Source organism: Kitasatospora sp. NPDC057595, assembly GCF_042800875.1.
GTDB lineage: Bacteria > Actinomycetota > Actinomycetes > Streptomycetales > Streptomycetaceae > Kitasatospora.
The window spans coordinates 3,832-18,733 of the sequence record NZ_JBHVGL010000021.1 but is presented as its reverse complement, the minus strand read 5'-3'; the positions used below and the strand labels follow the sequence as shown (position 1 = coordinate 18,733).

The following is a 14,902-nucleotide window of genomic DNA, read 5'->3' as shown; positions in this document are numbered from 1 at the left end:
CCATGAGCACCTTCGATCTCACCCGGCTGCTGCCCGCCGACCACTTCAGCACGGCGCTGCGGCACGACGTCCGGACCGGCCTCACCGCCGAACCCAAGACGCTGCCGCCCAAGTGGTTCTACGACGCGCGCGGCAGCGAGCTGTTCGAGGAGATCACCCGGCTGCCCGAGTACTACCCGACCCGGGCCGAGCGCGCCATCCTCACCGCCCGGGCCGGCGAGATCGCCGCCGCCACCCGGGCCCGCACCCTGGTGGAGCTGGGCTCCGGCTCCTCCGAGAAGACCCGGCTGCTGCTGGACGCGCTGCGCGACCTCGGCACGCTGGAGGCGTACGTGCCGGTGGACGTCAGCGAGAGCGCGCTGACCGCGGCCGGCGAGGCGCTGGCCACCGAGTACCCGGACCTGGCGGTGCACGGCGTCCTGGCCGACTTCACCGCCCGGCTCGGCCTGCCGGCGGCCGGCGGCCCCCGGCTGGTCGCCTTCCTCGGCGGCACCCTCGGCAACCTGCTGCCGGCCGAGCGCGCCGCCTTCCTGCGCGGGCTGCGCGCCGCGCTCGACCCCGGCGACTTCCTGCTGCTCGGCACCGACCTGGTGAAGGACCCGGCGGTGCTGGTCGCCGCCTACGACGACGCGGCCGGGGTGACCGCGGAGTTCAACCGCAACGTGCTCGCCGTGCTGAACCGGGAGCTGGGCGCCGACTTCGAGCCGGAGACCTTCGCGCACGTGGCGCACTGGGACGCCGAGCGGGAGTGGATCGAGATGCGGCTGCGCTCGCTGGTCTCGCAGACCGTGAAGATCCCGGCGCTGGACCTGCCGGTGCACTTCGCCGAGGGCGAGGAGCTGCGCACCGAGGTGTCGGCGAAGTTCCGCCGGGAGCGGGTCGCCGAGGAGCTGTCGGCGGCCGGGCTGGAGCTCGCGGCCTGGTGGACGGACGAGCAGGGGCGGTTCGGGCTGTCGCTGGCCCGGCCGGCTATTTGATCGTTCACTTTACTAATAGCAGAAGGGCCTTGATCGCCATCTGATGTACAAGACTTGAACATTGACGGGTTACGATCTCTCGGCTACCGCACTCAGCGTTGAGTACCAGGAGTCAAGATCGTGAGCGTCACCCAGCAGTCCGCGGGGCCCTCGGGCCCCGCGGAGCCTTCGGAGGCGGAGACCGGGCCGGCCCCGTCCGGCCGGCTCGGCTTCGTCGTCTTCATCACCGCCGCCGCGGCCCTCGGCGGTTTCCTGTTCGGCTACGACAGCTCCGTCATCAACGGCGCGGTCTCCGGCATCCAGGACAAGTTCGGTGTCGGCGACGGCGTGACCGGTCTGATCGTCTCCTCCGCGCTACTGGGCTCGGCGGTCGGCGCGGCGCTGGCCGGCCGGTTCGCCGACCGCTACGGCCGGACCACCGTGATGAAGGCCGGCGCGCTGCTCTTCGCGGTGAGCGCGGTCGGCTCGATGCTGCCCTTCTCCGCCTGGGACCTCGCCCTGTGGCGGGTGCTCGGCGGAGCGGCCATCGGCATCGCCTCCGTGATCGCCCCGACCTACATCGCCGAGGTGGCGCCGGCCCAGTACCGCGGCCGGCTGGCCTCCTTCCAGCAGGCCGCCATCGTGCTCGGCATCGCGATCTCGCAGCTGGTCAACTGGCTGCTGGCGAACGCCGCCGGCGGCGAGACCCGCGGCCACCTGCTCGGCCTGGAGGCCTGGCAGTGGATGCTCGGCATCTGCGTGGTGCCGGCCGCCGTCTACTTCGCGCTCGCCTCGACCATCCCCGAGTCGCCGCGCTTCCTGGTCGCGGCCGGCCGTCTGGACGAGGCCCGCGCCGTCCTCGCCGACGTCGAGGGCGAGCACACCGACGCCGACGCCCGGATCGAGGAGATCCGCGGCCTGATCGACTCCGACCACCGCCCGCGCCTGCGCGACCTGCTCGGCGGGCGCTTCGGGCTGCTGCCGATCGTCTGGGCCGGCATCGGCCTGTCGGTCTTCCAGCAGCTGGTCGGCATCAATGTGATCTTCTACTACTCGTCGATCCTCTGGCAGTCGGTGGGCATCGACCAGTCGAACTCGCTGCTGATCAGCTTCGTCGGCTCGGTCATCAACATCCTCGGCACCGTGATCGCGATCCTGCTGGTCGACCGGATCGGCCGCAAGCCGCTCGCCCTGATCGGCTCGGCCGGCATGGCCGTCGCCCTCGGCGCCTGCGCCTGGGCGTTCTCCTCCGCCACCGGCAGCGGCGACGACGTCGTGCTGCCCGACCTCCAGGGCACCGTGGCGCTGATCGCCGCCAACGCCTTCGTGCTGTTCTTCGCGCTCTCCTGGGGCGTGGTGGTCTGGGTGATGCTCGGCGAGATGTTCCCCAACCGGATCCGCGCCGCCGCGCTCTCGCTGGCCGCCTCCGCGCAGTGGCTCGCCAACTGGGCGATCACCGTGTCGTTCCCGGCCCTCTCGCGCTGGAACCTCGCCGCCACCTACCTCGCGTACGCGGTGTTCGCGGCGCTGTCCATCGTCTTCGTGGCGCGCTTCCTCAAGGAGACCAAGGGCGTGCGCCTGGAGGACATGGGATAGGCCGGGTGTGCCTGTCGGCCCCCGCACCCTAGCGCGAGAACGCCGGGGGCGGGGGCCGAATCGTTCACTCCCTGCGGTGCCCCGGACACCTCCGGTATCCCTGTCCGGCAGGAGGGATGTCCTTGATCTTCGACCGGCTTCGCACCCGCAGCACGCGCCGATCCGCCGCCACCGCGCCCGGCGGCGCCTGCCCCTACTCGCACGCCCACGTCCACGGCCACCTGGTGCCCGACGAGCCCCCCGGAACACCCGCTCCGCCGGCGGAACCCGACCAGCCGCTCACCGACCCCCGGCAGGCCGCCGACTTCATCCGGCAGTTCCACACCGAACAGCCCGCCGCCGGCGACCCGGAGGCACGGATACGCGCCGTCCTCGACGAGATCGACCGCACCGGCACCTACGAGCACACCCCCGACGAGCTCGTCCACGGCGCCAGGCTCGCCTGGCGCAACGCCGCCCGCTGCATCGGCCGGCTCTACTGGCGCAGCCTGGTGGTGCGCGACCTGCGCCACCTGTCCGCCGCCGACGACATCGCCACCGAGTGCTTCGCCCACCTGCGCACCGCCACCAACGGCGGCCGGATCCGCCCGGTGGTCTCGGTGTTCGCCCCCGACCGGCCCGGCCGTCCGGCCGCCCGGATCCTCAACCAGCAGCTCGTCCGCTACGCCGGCCACCCCGGCCCGGACGGCCGGTGGATCGGCGACCCGGCCGGCGGGCAGCTCACCGCCCGGGCCCGGGACCTCGGCTGGAAGGGCGGCGAGGAGCGGTTCGAGGTGCTGCCGCTGCTCGTCCAGGAGCGGCCCGGCGAACGGCCCGCGTGGTACGAGCTGCCCGAGGACACCACGCTGGAGGTCCGGCTCTCCCACCCCGAGCACCCGTGGTTCGCCGAGCTGGGCCTGCGCTGGTACGCGGTCCCGGCGATCAGCGACCTGACGCTGGAGATCGGCGGCGTGCGCTACCCCACCGCGCCGTTCAACGGCTGGTACATGGGCACCGAGATCGGCGCCCGCAACCTGGCCGACGCCGACCGCTACGACATGCTGGCCACCGTCGCCGGACGGCTCGGCCTGGACACCTCCAGCGATCGCACGCTCTGGCGGGACCGCGCTCTGGTGGAGCTGAACGTCGCGGTGCTGCACTCCTTCCAGCGGGCCGGGGTGACCATGGCCGACCACCACGGCGAGTCCGAGCGGTTCCTGCGGCACGTGGCGCGCGAGAAGCGGGCCGGCCGGCCGACACCCGCCGACTGGAGCTGGATCGTGCCACCGGTCTCCGGCGGGCTGACCCCCGTCTACCACCGGTACTACGACCCGGTGGACCCCGCGCTGCGGCCGGCGTTCGTGGCCCGCGAGCCCTGGTGATCCTGCTCCGTCCTCCGCTTCAGCCGTTCGAAGCGCAGCTCCAGCCCGTCGAGCAGCGCCTCCAGGCCCGTCTCGAAGGCGCCCTCGTCGACGGCCGCCCGGTGCTCGGCCAGCCGGTGCGCCTCGCCGAGGTGCGGGTAGTCGGCCGCGTCGTACACCCCGGCGTCCTCCGGGAAGCCGGCCGCGAAGGAGGCCAGCGCCGAGCCGGTGACGAAGTAGCGCATCAGCGCGCCGATCCTGGTCGCCTGCCCGCGCGGCCAGCCGGCCTCGACCAGGTGGCCGAAGACGGCGTCGGCCAGCCGCAGCGCGTTCGGCCGGCGCCCGGGGCCCTGGGCGAGCACCGGGACGATGTGCGGGTGGGCGGCGAGCGCGGCGCGGTAGGAGCGGGCCCAGTCGCGCAGCGCCCGCGGCCAGGGCGCGCCGGGGGCGAACATCGACAGGTCGACCTCGCCCATCACGCCGTCCACCACCGCGTCCAGCAGCTCGTCCTTGGTCGCGAAGTGGTTGTAGAGGGAGGGCCCGCTCACCGAGAGCTCGCCGGCCAGCCGGCGGGTGGAGAGCGCGGCCAGCCCCTCCTCGTCGACCAGCCGCAGGGCGGCGGCGACGATGCGCTCGCGGCTGAGCAGGGGGGTGCGCGGGCGGGCCATCGGCTCGGTTCCTCCGGTCGGGTGGGGGTGGACCGATTCTGGCAGGTGCCCCTTCCCAGCGCGGCCGGTCGGGGCTACAGTCCCCTCATAAAACTTGCAGCGCTAGTTTAACTGGGGGCGCCCCTATGGACCTGGAACTCTCCGGGGAACAGGCCGCCGTCCGCGCACTCGCGGCCTCCTTCACCGACCGGGAGATCGTGCCGCACGCCGCCGCCTGGGACCGCGCCGAGTCGGTCGACCGCGCGATCGTCGGCAGGCTGGGCGAGGTCGGCTTCCTCGGCCTGACCGTCCCCGAGGAGTACGGCGGCAGCGGCGGCGACCACCTCGCCTACTGCCTGGTCCTGGAGGAACTGGGGCGGGGCGACTCCGCCGTGCGCGGCATCGTCTCGGTCTCGCTCGGCCTGGTCGCCAAGTCCGTCAACGCCTTCGGCACCGAGGAGCAGAAGCGGCACTGGCTGCCCCGGCTCACCTCCGGCGAGGCGCTCGGCTGCTTCGCCCTCACCGAGCCCGGCACCGGCTCCGACGCCGCCGGCCTCACCACCCGGGCCGTGCGCGAGGGTGACGGGTGGCTGCTCAGCGGCACCAAGACCTTCATCACCAACGGCACCTGGGCCGACGTCGCCCTCGTCTTCGCCCGCACCGGCGGGCCCGGCCACCGCGGCATCACCGCCTTCCTGGTCCCCACCGACCTGCCCGGCTTCAGCCGCACCGAGATCCACGGCAAGCTCGGCCTGCGCGGCCAGGCGACCGCCGAGCTCGCCTTCGACGGCGTCCGCGTCCCCGACGACGCCCGGCTCGGCGAGCTCGGCAAGGGCTTCACCGTCGCCATGGCGGCGCTCGCCAAGGGCCGGATGTCGGTCGCGGCCGGCTGCGTCGGCATCGCCCGGGCCTGCCTGGACGCCGCCGTCCGGTACGCGGGCGAGCGCGAGCAGTTCGGCGCGCCGATCGCCTCGCGCCAGCTGGTGCAGCAACTGCTCGCCGGGATCGCGGTGGACGTCGAGGCCGCACGGCTGCTCACCTGGAAGGTCGCCGACCACATCGAACGCGGCCTGCCCTTCGCCACCGAGTCCTCGGTGGCGAAGCTGTTCGCCTCCGAGGCCGCGGTGCGGGCCGCCAACAACGCCCTCCAGGTCTTCGGCGGCTACGGCTTCATCGACGAGTACCCCGTCGGCAAGTACCTGCGCGACGCCCGGGTGATGACCCTCTACGAGGGCACCAGCCAGATCCACCAGCTGCTCATCGGACGCGCGCTCACCGGCGTCAACGCCTTCTGACCCACCGTCCCCCCTCTCGACTAGGAGCCCGACGTCGTGCGTCCTGTCTACTTCGCCGCCGCCCGCCGCACACCCATCGGCCGGCTGCGCGGAGCGCTCGCCACGGTCCGCCCGGACGACCTCTCGGCCACCGTGCTGCGCGCCCTGCTCGCCGACCTGCCCGCCCTCGACCCGGCCCGGATCGACGACGTCTACTGGGGCGCCGCCAACCAGGCCGGCGAGGACAACCGCAACGCCGCCCGGATGGCCGTCCTGCTCGCCGGCCTGCCCGACAGCGTCCCCGGCGCCACCGTCAACCGGCTCTGCGCCTCCGGCCTGGAGGCGGTCACCATGGCCGCCCGGGCGATCGGCTCGGGCGAGGCGGACGTCGTGCTCGCCGGCGGCTGCGAGTCGATGACCCGCGCCCCCTTTGTCCTCCCCCGGCCCGACGAGGCGCTGCCGCACCGGATCGAGACCCACGACACCCGGCTCGGCTGGCGGCTCACCAACCCGCGGATGGCCGAGCTGCACGGTGTGCTCTCGATGGGCGAGACCGCCGAGGAGGTGGCCGGCCGGTACGGCATCACCCGGGAGCGCCAGGACGCCTTCGCGCTGCGCAGTCACCAGCGGGCCGCCGCCGCCCGCAAGGACGGCCGCTTCGACGCCGAGCTGATCGCGGTCGAGCGGGCCGACGGGGTGACCGTCACCGAGGACGAGTCGATCCGCGAGGACACCAGCCTGGAGAAGCTGGCCCGCCTCAAGCCCGCCTTCCGCCCCGGCGGCACGGTGACGGCGGGCAACGCCTCGCCGATGAACGACGGTGCGGCCGGGCTCGTCCTGGTCAGCGAGGAGGCGCTGCACGAGTTCGACCTGGAGCCGCTCGGCCGGTACGTGGCCGGTGCCTCGGCGGGCGTGCACCCGGACGTGATGGGCATCGGGCCGGTGCCGGCCACCCGCAAGGCGCTCGCCCGGGCCGGCTGGGCGCTGGACGCGGTCGAGGAGGCCGAGCTGAACGAGGCCTTCGCGGCCCAGGTGCTGGCCTCCGTCGACCAGTTGGGGATCGACCCGGAGCTGGTCAACCCGACCGGCGGCGCGATCGCGCTCGGCCACCCGCTCGGCGGCTCCGGCGCCCGGATCCTCACCACCCTGCTGCACCGGATGCGCCGCACCGGCGGGCGCCGGGGCCTGGCCACCATGTGCGTGGGCGTCGGCCAGGGCACGGCGGTGCTGGTGGAGTCCGCCTGACGGCGGGCGACCGGCTTTCGACGACTGACAACTGACGACTGACAGATTTCAGCTGACAGATGACAGCGAACAGATGACAGATTTCAGATAACAGATTCTGTCAGCTGTCAGCCGGACCTCCACTCCCCGAGGAGCACGCAGCATGACTCGTTTCGCAGGCAAGGTCGCCGTCGTCACCGGCGGGGCGCAGGGCATCGGCGCGGCCACCGCGCACCGGCTGGCCGAGGAGGGCGCGACGGTGGCCGTCGTCGACCTCTCGGCCGAGCGGGCCGCCGGGACGGCCGAGGAGATCGTCGCCAAGGGCGGCGCGGCCCGGGCGTACGGCTGCGACGTGGCCGACTACGACGCCGTGGAGGAGGTGTTCGCCCGGATCGCCGAGGACCTCGGCGGCCTGCACATCCTGGTCAACAACGCCGGGATCACCCGGGACAACCTGTTCTTCAAGATGCCCAAGGCCGACTGGGACGCGGTGCTGACGGTCAACCTGACCAGCGCCTACAACTGCAGCCACGTGGCGCAGAAGTACATGGTGGCGCAGAAGTGGGGCAAGATCGTCTCGCTCAGCTCGCGTTCGGCGCTCGGCAACCGCGGCCAGGCGAACTACGCCGCCGCCAAGGCCGGCATCCAGGGCCTGACCGCGACCCTCGCCATCGAGCTGGGCCCGTTCAACATCAACGTGAACGCGGTGGCCCCCGGCTACATCGCCACCCCGATGACCGCCGCGACCGCCGCCCGGGTCGGCGCCTCGGCCGAGGACCACCAGACCGAGGTGGCCGCCCGCACGCCGCTGCGGCGGGTCGGACAGCCTGAGGAGATCGCCTCGGTGGTCGCCTTCCTGGCGAGCGAGGACGCCTCGTACGTCAGCGGCCAGACCCTGTACGTCAACGGCGGGGCCCGCTGACCGGGCGCTGACACGGCGAACTCCACTGACAGTCAGTCAGCAGGCCGTCCCCGGTGTTGGGTTACCTTCACCTGGGACGGCCTTGACCTTTTCCGGTGGCCGAAGACGACCATGCCGACAGCATGAAATGACTATGGCATGATCATGCGGCTCTCGATGGGATGGCCGGACCACCCCGACCGATCCCGGTCGGGCCCAGCGTCCCGAGGAGTCCCATGGGCAGCTCCCACTCCCTCCGCCGCGCCCTGGCCGTGCTCGCCGTCGGGGCCACCGCCCTGGCGGCCGGCACCGTTTCCGCCGGCACCACCACGTCCGCCGGAGCGAGCGCACCGGTCACCCACCGCGCCGCGGGCGTCCACGTCCGCCCCGCCTCGGCCGGCCATGTGAACGCCGCCGGCCGCACGGCGCCGCTGACCACCTCGCAGTGCGTCAGCGAACTCGGCATCCACTGCTACTCCCCGCTCCAGTACCGCGAGGCCTACAACCTGAACACCCTCTACCGGGAGGGCGTCACCGGCAAGGGTCGCACCATCGTCATCGTCGACTCCTTCGGCTCGCCCACCATCCAGCACGACCTGGAGGTCTTCGACAAGCAGTGGGGCCTGCCGGACACCCAGGTCGAGGTGGTCAAGTGGGGCAACGTCCCGCCGTTCGACCCCACCAACCCCGACCACACCGGCTGGGCCGGCGAGGCCACCCTCGACGTCGAGTACGCGCACGCCGTCGCTCCGGACGCCCACATCATCCTGGTCGAGACCGGGGTCGCCGAGACCGAGGGGACCACCGGCCTGCCCGAGATGATGGACGCCGAACAGGCCCTCATCCGCTCCGGCCGGGCCGATGTCATCTCGCAGAGCTTCGGCGCCACCGAGAACACCTTCCCCGGCTTCGACAAGGGCGACTTCCGCTCGCTGACCGACCTGCGCTACGCCTTCAAGGAGGCCGCCGCCCACGACGTCACCGTGCTCGCCTCCTCCGGCGACAACGGTGCCACCGACGCCAAGGAGAACGGCACCGACCTCTACCCCTACCGGGTCAACTCCTGGCCCTCCTCCGACCCGCTGGTCACCTCCATCGGCGGCACCCAGCTCACCCTGGACGACACCGGCAGGCGCACCGCGCCCGACAAGGTCTGGCACGACGCGTACGGCGCGGGCGGCGGCGGGGTCTCCGGCGTGTTCGAGCGGCCGCTGTACCAGGCGGGCGTGGCCAGGGTCACCGGCAACCACCGCGGCACCCCCGACATCAGCATGAGCGCGGCCGTCGACGGCGGCGCCTGGACGTACGAGTCCTACGACCCCACCCGAACCGGCTGGCACCTCACCGGCGGCACCAGCGAGGCGGCACCGATCTTCTCCGGCGTGGTCGCCCTCGCCGACCAGCTCGCCGGCCGCCGCCTCGGTCAGCTCAACTGGCGCCTCTACGGCCTCGACCTGCTCCCCTCGCAGCGCAGCGGCCTGGTCGACGTGACCACCGGCGACAACTCCTGGGACAGCGTCACCGGCTACCAGGCCACCAAGGGCTACGACCTCGCCAGCGGCCTCGGCACCATCGACGCCGCCCGCTTCGTCCACGCCCTCGCGGGACGGTAGAGCAGGAAGCGGCCGTCCCCGCCGTGGGGACGGCCGCCTTCGGCGCTGTCGTCAGATCGTCTGCGCGAACTCGACGAAGGACTCCCAGGCATCCGCCGAGAAGGTGAGGTGGGGGCCGGACTTGTCCTTGGAATCACGCACCAACACCGACTCCGCCGTCTCGGCGACCTCGACGCAGTCACCACCCTCATTGCTGCTGTAGCTGCTCTTGAACCACACCAGATTGCCGCTCATCAAACCGACCGTGCGAACTCGACGAAGGACTGCCAAGCCGCTGGAGAAAAGGCGAGCTGCGGACCCGACTTGTCCTTGGAATCACGCACCAACACGGACTCGGTGGTCTCGGCGACCTCGACGCAGTCACCACCCTCGTTGCCGCTGTAGCTGCTCTTGAACCACACCAGATCGCCGCTCATCGCTCTCCCAGCATCTTCTCGATCAACGACAGGGAATCCTGCGGAGAGTGCGCCTGTGCCCTGAGGGTGCCGTATCGCGCATTCAGGAGACGGACCTCCTCCGCATCCGTGATGAGCCTACCGTTCGTCTGGACCTCGATGTAGGCGGTCTGCGGACGCCCCTTGGGAGTGAACAGCTTGAACGAACCTTCCACGCTCGCATGCTCGTAGCGGCCCATCGGCATGATCTGAAGCGTCATGCCACGGGTGTTGCCGATCTCCAGGAACCGTTCGAGCTGCCCCCTGTGCACCTCCGGCCCGCCGAGCCGCCGGTGCAGGACGCCCTCGTCGATCACCCAGCTGAAGACCGCGCGGGGCCACCGGGCGAGGATCTCCTGCCTCGCCATCCGAGCCGCCACCCGGATCTCGACCATCTCCTCCGTCAGCACTGGCTGTCGCATCCGGAACAGCGCCCGGGCGTAGTCCTCCGTCTGAAGGAGCCCCGGCGCCAGGTATGCGCTCCAGTCGTGAAGTTCGAGGGCTTCGGCCTCCAGACCGGCGTAGTTCCGGAACCACTCGGGGTGCCGCACACGTGCCTTGGCCTTCGCCCGCTCGATGTCGCCCGCCATGGCGATCAGCAGCCCTCTCGCGTCCAACACCCGCTCCGACGCCTCCAGCAGCTCGCGCTGCGGCGTCCGCTTCCCCTGCTCCACCGCGCCGATCAGGCTCTCGGTGTAGCCGACCTCCTTGGCGAACTCCTTCTGCGTCATCCCCGCCAGCTCACGCAGGATCTTGATCTGCCGCCCGACCGCCCTGAGGAAGTCCGACACCTCCGACAGGTCCTCGTCCAACTGCGGCCGCGCATCGCCGCTCTCGCCGCCGCCCCGAATCTCAGCCATTTCGGCCTCCCCTGATCTCCACCACGCCGCACCGTCCGCACACGCGCAAGCACGTACCGTGCCCACCGAATGCACCGTCAGCGTAGTCCGGGAGAAAGCCCGTTCCCCCAGGATCCGCAGTCCCCCTCGGCACCCCCGGGGCCGCCCTCCACCTCCGAGAGCCGCCACCGACCCCCGCCCCGCCGAACCACAGGCGACCGTCCCGGTGCTCAACTCACCTGCACCGACGGCGCTTCCACCCGCACTGGGTCACACTCGCGGAGCCGACCGCCAACGGCACACACCGGGGCGCGGGTTCGCGTCGCACCTCGCGCTCACCTCCACGCGCCGGGCGTGCACCACCGCGCTCCGCACCTGCTCGCGACCGTTGGCGGACACGCCCGGAGTGGGAAGTCGGACCGGCCGACTTCCCACTCCGTCAGTCGGTCGCCGTCGCGGCGAGAAAGGCCAGCCTGCGGCGGTCCGGGCCGACGGCCAGCACCCCCAGGTCCCACACCACCCGGTGGAACCACGGGGTGTCCGCACCGAACCGGTACCAGGCAAAGCGGCGGACGTGCTCCTCGACCTCGCCCGGCGACGCGTCCGCCCGTGCCCCGGCGAGCCCGGCCAGCGCGCGCCAGGCGTGAAGCCGGCCGTACGCGCCGTAGCAGCCTGACTCGTACGGGCCGCCGGTGGACGCCGCGGCGAACAGCACCCGCCAGACCTCGGCGGGCTCGACGGCGACCACACCGAACACGGTGGCCTTCCCCGGCGGTGGCAGTTGCCCCAAGTCGGCCAGGCAGTCCGGACTCAGCCCGACGAGGGCGTACGGCACCGCTCCCGGTTCCAAGGGCTCCGAGAACGCGAAGGTCCGCGCCTCGACGCGGGCCTCCGACTGCTCACCCTCGTCCACCCAGTTGGCCACCGGTGCCGCCAGGGCCTCGGCGATCGCGGCGGTTGTCGTCTCCACCGCCGCCGGCACGCGGCCAGCACCGAGGCCAGGTAGCGGTCACGCTCCGGATCCTCCGGCCCGGCCGCGGCGAGCATCCGCAGCAGCTGCCCGACGTGCCCGGCGCCCGGGCGTCACCGCGAGCAGCCGCACCAGCCGGTCGAAGAGCCTGTCGCACTCCGCCGCCGAGCGATGGTGCCGCGCCGGCCCGATGCCGAGGTCCGCCACGAAGGCCGCCCCGCCGTGCTTGAGGCCACGGCCCGCCAGCCTCTCCATCTTCCGAGCGTTCCGGCTGGTCAGCGGCTTCGTGAGGATCCTCGACAGCGCATCGTCCACGGCGGTGAGCATAGGCGGCCGCCGGGGTGCGGTCGCCCGGGTTTCCCGGTCGCTCAGTCTTCCGGTGCCCGGTCCCGGGCCATCGCCCGGGCCTCCCAGGGTTCGAGCCCGCCCCGGAGAACCCGGGAATCCCGCCAGGTCCCCTCCCCGGCCAGCGGGACGCCCACCAACAGGTGGTCGCCCGACTGGGTCACCTCGACCTCACCCGCGATGACGGCCCGAAGGAAGTCGAGCGCGAGGCACGTCGGCACCCAGTCGAAGACGTAGTCGTCGAACACGATCCGGCAGGAGTCACCGCCATCCACCAGCATGACGGTGAAGAAGTGGTCCTCCGAGGCCCCCAGACGGAGGTCGAAGGATCGCGGCGGAGCGACCGGCACCACCTCCACCTCCTCGAAGAGGCCCGACGCCTCGACCTCCGCGACGAACTCCGCCACGTCCACCGACGGCCAGGGCCCGCCGGTCCGCAGGGAGCGTTCGGTGTGGCGGCGGTTCTCCTGCCACCGGGCCAAGGCGTTCGCGATCGCCGACAGGACACGCGTCCCGGATCAGGCGGAGTCGGACCCGGCGGCCGCGAGGGTGGCGAGATGGCGTTCGGCGGCCCGGAGTTTGCGGCCTTCGCGGCCCGGGAGGTGGGCGCGCAGTTCGATGATCTCCGGGGCGATCCGGAGCGCCTCGGCGCGGTCCGGGATCGCCCGCCAGCAGGCCTCGGCGTTGGTCGCGGCGTGCTGGGTCTCCGGGTGCTCGGCCCCGTGGATGCCGAGCAGCGACAACGCGACCTCGCGGTAGATGCCGGCCGCTTCGGCAGGCCGACCGGCGAGGCGGGCGACGTGGGCGCGGACCTGACGGACCTGCAGCACCGTTGCGGAGACCGGGCCGTGCTCGGCGATCGCCTCCAGTTCGAGGGCGAGGGCCAGGTCGGTGGCGGCGCCGTGGTCACCGGCGTCGGCACTGCGGACGATCCGGCCGATCACCTCACGGTAATCGGCGCGGGGCTGGGAGGGGTCCGCCTCGGGGGCGGGCTCCTCGGTTGCCACCGGCTCGGCCTCGGACTCAGCCTCTGGCTCGGTCTCGACCTCGGGCTCCTCGGAGGCCTCGGCCCCGGGCTCGTCGGCGGGCACGGGAGCGGGCTCGTCGACCGCCATCGGCTCAGCCTCCGCCTCGGGCTCGGGCTCCGGCTCCGGCTCGGGGACCGGCGGCTGCCAAGCCCCCGGCTTCGCCAGGTCGACAGGCTTCGGCGGGAGGGGCGGCGTGGGCGGCACGCCGGGCTTGAGCAGGTTCACCGGCCCCTCGGGCAACGGCCCCTCGGGCAGCGGTCGATCGGGCACCGGTCGATCGGGCACCGGGGCGGCCACGACGACGACCGGCTTGTCCAGGACGACGGCCGGACGCGGCACCGCGTCGCGCGGCGCTTCGCCCCACGGCCGCTCGTCCGTCCACGCCGCCTCCCCCTGGGCGGCGGCCGGGCGGGGCAGCACGGCGGCCGGGCTCGGTCCCTCGTACGGGACGGCGTCGGCGAACGGTCCCTCGCCGCGCCGGGCGGTGTTGCGGAAGAACGGGCGGTCCGGCGCGTGCGTGCTGAACACGACCACGTCCGGGCGCAGCACCGAGTACACCTGCTGGCGCAGCTGTTCGGGCGCCAGGACGGCTTCGGCGCCCGGACGGCCGCCGTGCAGGGCCTCGATCAGCGCGCGGGTGAACGTGCCGATCTGCTCCGGGTCGGGGCTGACCACCGCCCACAGCGGCAGGCCGTCGCCGAGCGAGGAGACGGTGCCCTGGAGCAGCGGCCAGGCGTTCGGATCGGCGCTCAGGTCGGCGATGACCAGGGTCTGCCACTCCGCCGGGCGGTGCCGCAGCTCACCGGCGACCGCCTGCCAGGCGAGGCCGTCCTGACGGATGCTGCCGGGCTTGGAGTCCCGCAGGGTGAGGTGGAGTTGGCCGCCGCGCTTGTCGGCGAGCAGGTGGCCGCCGAGGTGGACGAGCAGCGGTCCGGGGTGGCGGGCGGCCGCGCGCAGGTGGGCGAGGACGGTGTGCGGGTCGCTCGCGCCGGGCAGGTGGACGGCGTCGACGGCGTCGGCGGCGAGCAGGACCTGCGGGGAGACGGCGGCGAGCATCGCGGACAGCACCGGCGCCTGGGCCGGTCCGCCGCGCCCCCAGGTGCGGCGGCCGGAGGCGCCGTAACCGCCCTCGACGACCAGGATCCGGCCGCGCGGCCCGCCGCCCAGGCCGCCGGGACCGGGCAGGCCGTGCGCAGGGGTGGCACCGGGAGCGTTGTACGGCGGCGGGACGGCCGTTCCACCGGGGGCACCGCCCATGGCGGGCATGCCGGTGACGGTCCATCCGGTGGACGGCGCGGGCGGTCCGGGAACCGGGCCGGGCGCGGGCAGCGGGGCGGGGGGCTCGTACAGAGCGGCCGGGCCGGGCGGGTGCTCCTCGTAGGCGTTGCGCGCGGGCGGCGGCGGCACGGCATCCCGGGGACCCGCGTCCGGTACGGGCTCCGGACCTCCGGGGACCGCCTTCGTCTCCGCCATCTCCAGGTCACCGCCCCGCCCCGCCGCCCAGCGGCGTTCTGCTGCCTCGTACCCCGCGTGGCGCTGGTCACCACACCCGTGTGCGCCACCCTACGAGATCCCGCCACACCCGATCCAGGCCGGGTCGACCTTCCGCCCGCCCCTCCCCCCGGAGTGGGGGGGGGGGGGGGGCCCCCAGCCCCACCCCACAACGGAACAAACGGCAAAAACCCCACACCGCCACCGCCCGCGCCGTGTAGGGAGCCGCCGCCGCACCAACACA

At 73.1% G+C, this 14,902-nt stretch carries 15 protein-coding genes; 7 read left to right on the top strand and 8 right to left on the bottom strand.

Annotation, left to right across the window (positions count from 1 at the left end; translation table 11 throughout):
- Nucleotides 1-2 precede the first annotated feature (2 nt).
- From egtD to ACFU9E_RS27345, 3 genes are all read left to right on the top strand, one after another.
- Nucleotides 3-977: an L-histidine N(alpha)-methyltransferase gene (gene egtD / locus ACFU9E_RS27355; protein WP_380686259.1), complete on the top strand. Its 975-nt coding sequence runs from the start codon at nucleotides 3-5 to the stop codon at nucleotides 975-977.
- A 120-nt stretch (nucleotides 978-1,097) separates the two neighbouring features.
- Nucleotides 1,098-2,552, top strand: a complete 1,455-nt coding sequence (locus ACFU9E_RS27350; RefSeq protein WP_380715429.1) for a sugar porter family MFS transporter — start codon at nucleotides 1,098-1,100, stop codon at nucleotides 2,550-2,552.
- 116 nt (nucleotides 2,553-2,668) lie between these two features.
- Entirely contained in the window at nucleotides 2,669-3,913 is a 1,245-nt protein-coding gene (locus ACFU9E_RS27345) for a nitric oxide synthase oxygenase (protein ID WP_380683479.1), read from the top strand.
- On the opposite strand, the gene ACFU9E_RS27340 is transcribed toward ACFU9E_RS27345, so the two are convergent.
- Nucleotides 3,856-4,560, bottom strand: coding sequence for a TetR/AcrR family transcriptional regulator C-terminal domain-containing protein (locus ACFU9E_RS27340; RefSeq protein WP_380683480.1), 705 nt, complete (start codon nucleotides 4,558-4,560; stop codon nucleotides 3,856-3,858). The genes ACFU9E_RS27345 and ACFU9E_RS27340 overlap by 58 nt on opposite strands.
- A 125-nt stretch (nucleotides 4,561-4,685) precedes the next feature.
- On the opposite strand from ACFU9E_RS27340, the gene ACFU9E_RS27335 reads away from it, so the two are divergent.
- The 4 genes from ACFU9E_RS27335 to ACFU9E_RS27320 all read left to right on the top strand — a co-directional run bounded on the left by ACFU9E_RS27335 (nucleotide 4,686) and on the right by ACFU9E_RS27320 (nucleotide 9,551).
- Nucleotides 4,686-5,834 (top strand): acyl-CoA dehydrogenase family protein, encoded by a 1,149-nt coding sequence (locus tag ACFU9E_RS27335; RefSeq protein WP_380683481.1) that lies wholly within the window; start codon nucleotides 4,686-4,688, stop codon nucleotides 5,832-5,834.
- A 36-nt stretch (nucleotides 5,835-5,870) separates the two neighbouring features.
- The gene (locus tag ACFU9E_RS27330) at nucleotides 5,871-7,058 is read left to right on the top strand and encodes a thiolase family protein (protein ID WP_380683482.1); all 1,188 of its coding nucleotides are present in this window, start codon (nucleotides 5,871-5,873) and stop codon (nucleotides 7,056-7,058) included.
- Nucleotides 7,059-7,200: 142 nt separating this feature from the next.
- Nucleotides 7,201-7,959: a 3-oxoacyl-ACP reductase FabG gene (gene fabG, locus ACFU9E_RS27325; protein WP_380683483.1), complete on the top strand. Its 759-nt coding sequence runs from the start codon at nucleotides 7,201-7,203 to the stop codon at nucleotides 7,957-7,959.
- 215 nt (nucleotides 7,960-8,174) lie between these two features.
- Nucleotides 8,175-9,551, top strand: coding sequence for a S8 family serine peptidase (locus ACFU9E_RS27320; RefSeq protein WP_380683484.1), 1,377 nt, complete (start codon nucleotides 8,175-8,177; stop codon nucleotides 9,549-9,551).
- A 51-nt stretch (nucleotides 9,552-9,602) separates the two neighbouring features.
- On the opposite strand, the gene ACFU9E_RS27315 is transcribed toward ACFU9E_RS27320, so the two are convergent.
- The 7 genes from ACFU9E_RS27315 to ACFU9E_RS27285 all read right to left on the bottom strand — a co-directional run bounded on the left by ACFU9E_RS27315 (nucleotide 9,603) and on the right by ACFU9E_RS27285 (nucleotide 14,640).
- Nucleotides 9,603-9,785: a DUF397 domain-containing protein gene (locus ACFU9E_RS27315; protein ID WP_380683485.1), complete on the bottom strand. Its 183-nt coding sequence runs from the start codon at nucleotides 9,783-9,785 to the stop codon at nucleotides 9,603-9,605.
- A complete protein-coding gene (locus tag ACFU9E_RS27310; RefSeq protein WP_380683486.1) occupies nucleotides 9,785-9,967 on the bottom strand; it encodes a DUF397 domain-containing protein in 183 nt (60 codons plus the stop codon). Before ACFU9E_RS27310 ends, ACFU9E_RS27315 begins: the two co-directional genes overlap by 1 nt.
- Complete coding sequence (locus tag ACFU9E_RS27305; RefSeq protein ID WP_380683487.1) at nucleotides 9,964-10,845, bottom strand: Scr1 family TA system antitoxin-like transcriptional regulator; 882 nt, start codon at nucleotides 10,843-10,845, stop codon at nucleotides 9,964-9,966. The genes ACFU9E_RS27310 and ACFU9E_RS27305 overlap by 4 nt, the downstream gene beginning before the upstream one ends.
- A gap of 418 nt (nucleotides 10,846-11,263) precedes the next feature.
- The gene (locus tag ACFU9E_RS27300) at nucleotides 11,264-11,806 is read right to left on the bottom strand and encodes a DUF6183 family protein (protein ID WP_380683488.1); all 543 of its coding nucleotides are present in this window, start codon (nucleotides 11,804-11,806) and stop codon (nucleotides 11,264-11,266) included.
- Nucleotides 11,807-11,833: 27 nt separating this feature from the next.
- Nucleotides 11,834-12,109, bottom strand: coding sequence for a hypothetical protein (locus ACFU9E_RS27295; protein ID WP_380683489.1), 276 nt, complete (start codon nucleotides 12,107-12,109; stop codon nucleotides 11,834-11,836).
- 53 nt (nucleotides 12,110-12,162) lie between these two features.
- Nucleotides 12,163-12,621: a hypothetical protein gene (locus ACFU9E_RS27290; RefSeq protein ID WP_380683490.1), complete on the bottom strand. Its 459-nt coding sequence runs from the start codon at nucleotides 12,619-12,621 to the stop codon at nucleotides 12,163-12,165.
- Between the two features lie 36 nt (nucleotides 12,622-12,657).
- On the bottom strand, nucleotides 12,658-14,640 hold the full coding sequence (locus ACFU9E_RS27285) for a hypothetical protein (protein WP_380715427.1): 1,983 nt from the start codon (nucleotides 14,638-14,640) through the stop codon (nucleotides 12,658-12,660).
- Between the last annotated feature and the right edge of the window lie 262 nt (nucleotides 14,641-14,902).

Coding starts and splice junctions, on each gene's coding strand:
- ACFU9E_RS27320 (WP_380683484.1), top strand. CDS start 8,175: ATGGGCAGCTCCCACTCCCTCCGCCGCGCCCTGGCCGTGCTCGCCGTC.
- fabG (WP_380683483.1), top strand. CDS start 7,201: ATGACTCGTTTCGCAGGCAAGGTCGCCGTCGTCACCGGCGGGGCGCAG.
- ACFU9E_RS27315 (WP_380683485.1), bottom strand. CDS start 9,785: ATGAGCGGCAATCTGGTGTGGTTCAAGAGCAGCTACAGCAGCAATGAG.
- ACFU9E_RS27335 (WP_380683481.1), top strand. CDS start 4,686: ATGGACCTGGAACTCTCCGGGGAACAGGCCGCCGTCCGCGCACTCGCG.
- egtD (WP_380686259.1), top strand. CDS start 3: ATGAGCACCTTCGATCTCACCCGGCTGCTGCCCGCCGACCACTTCAGC.
- ACFU9E_RS27305 (WP_380683487.1), bottom strand. CDS start 10,845: ATGGCTGAGATTCGGGGCGGCGGCGAGAGCGGCGATGCGCGGCCGCAG.
- ACFU9E_RS27285 (WP_380715427.1), bottom strand. CDS start 14,640: ATGGCGGAGACGAAGGCGGTCCCCGGAGGTCCGGAGCCCGTACCGGAC.
- ACFU9E_RS27345 (WP_380683479.1), top strand. CDS start 2,669: ATGTCCTTGATCTTCGACCGGCTTCGCACCCGCAGCACGCGCCGATCC.
- ACFU9E_RS27310 (WP_380683486.1), bottom strand. CDS start 9,967: ATGAGCGGCGATCTGGTGTGGTTCAAGAGCAGCTACAGCGGCAACGAG.
- ACFU9E_RS27340 (WP_380683480.1), bottom strand. CDS start 4,560: ATGGCCCGCCCGCGCACCCCCCTGCTCAGCCGCGAGCGCATCGTCGCC.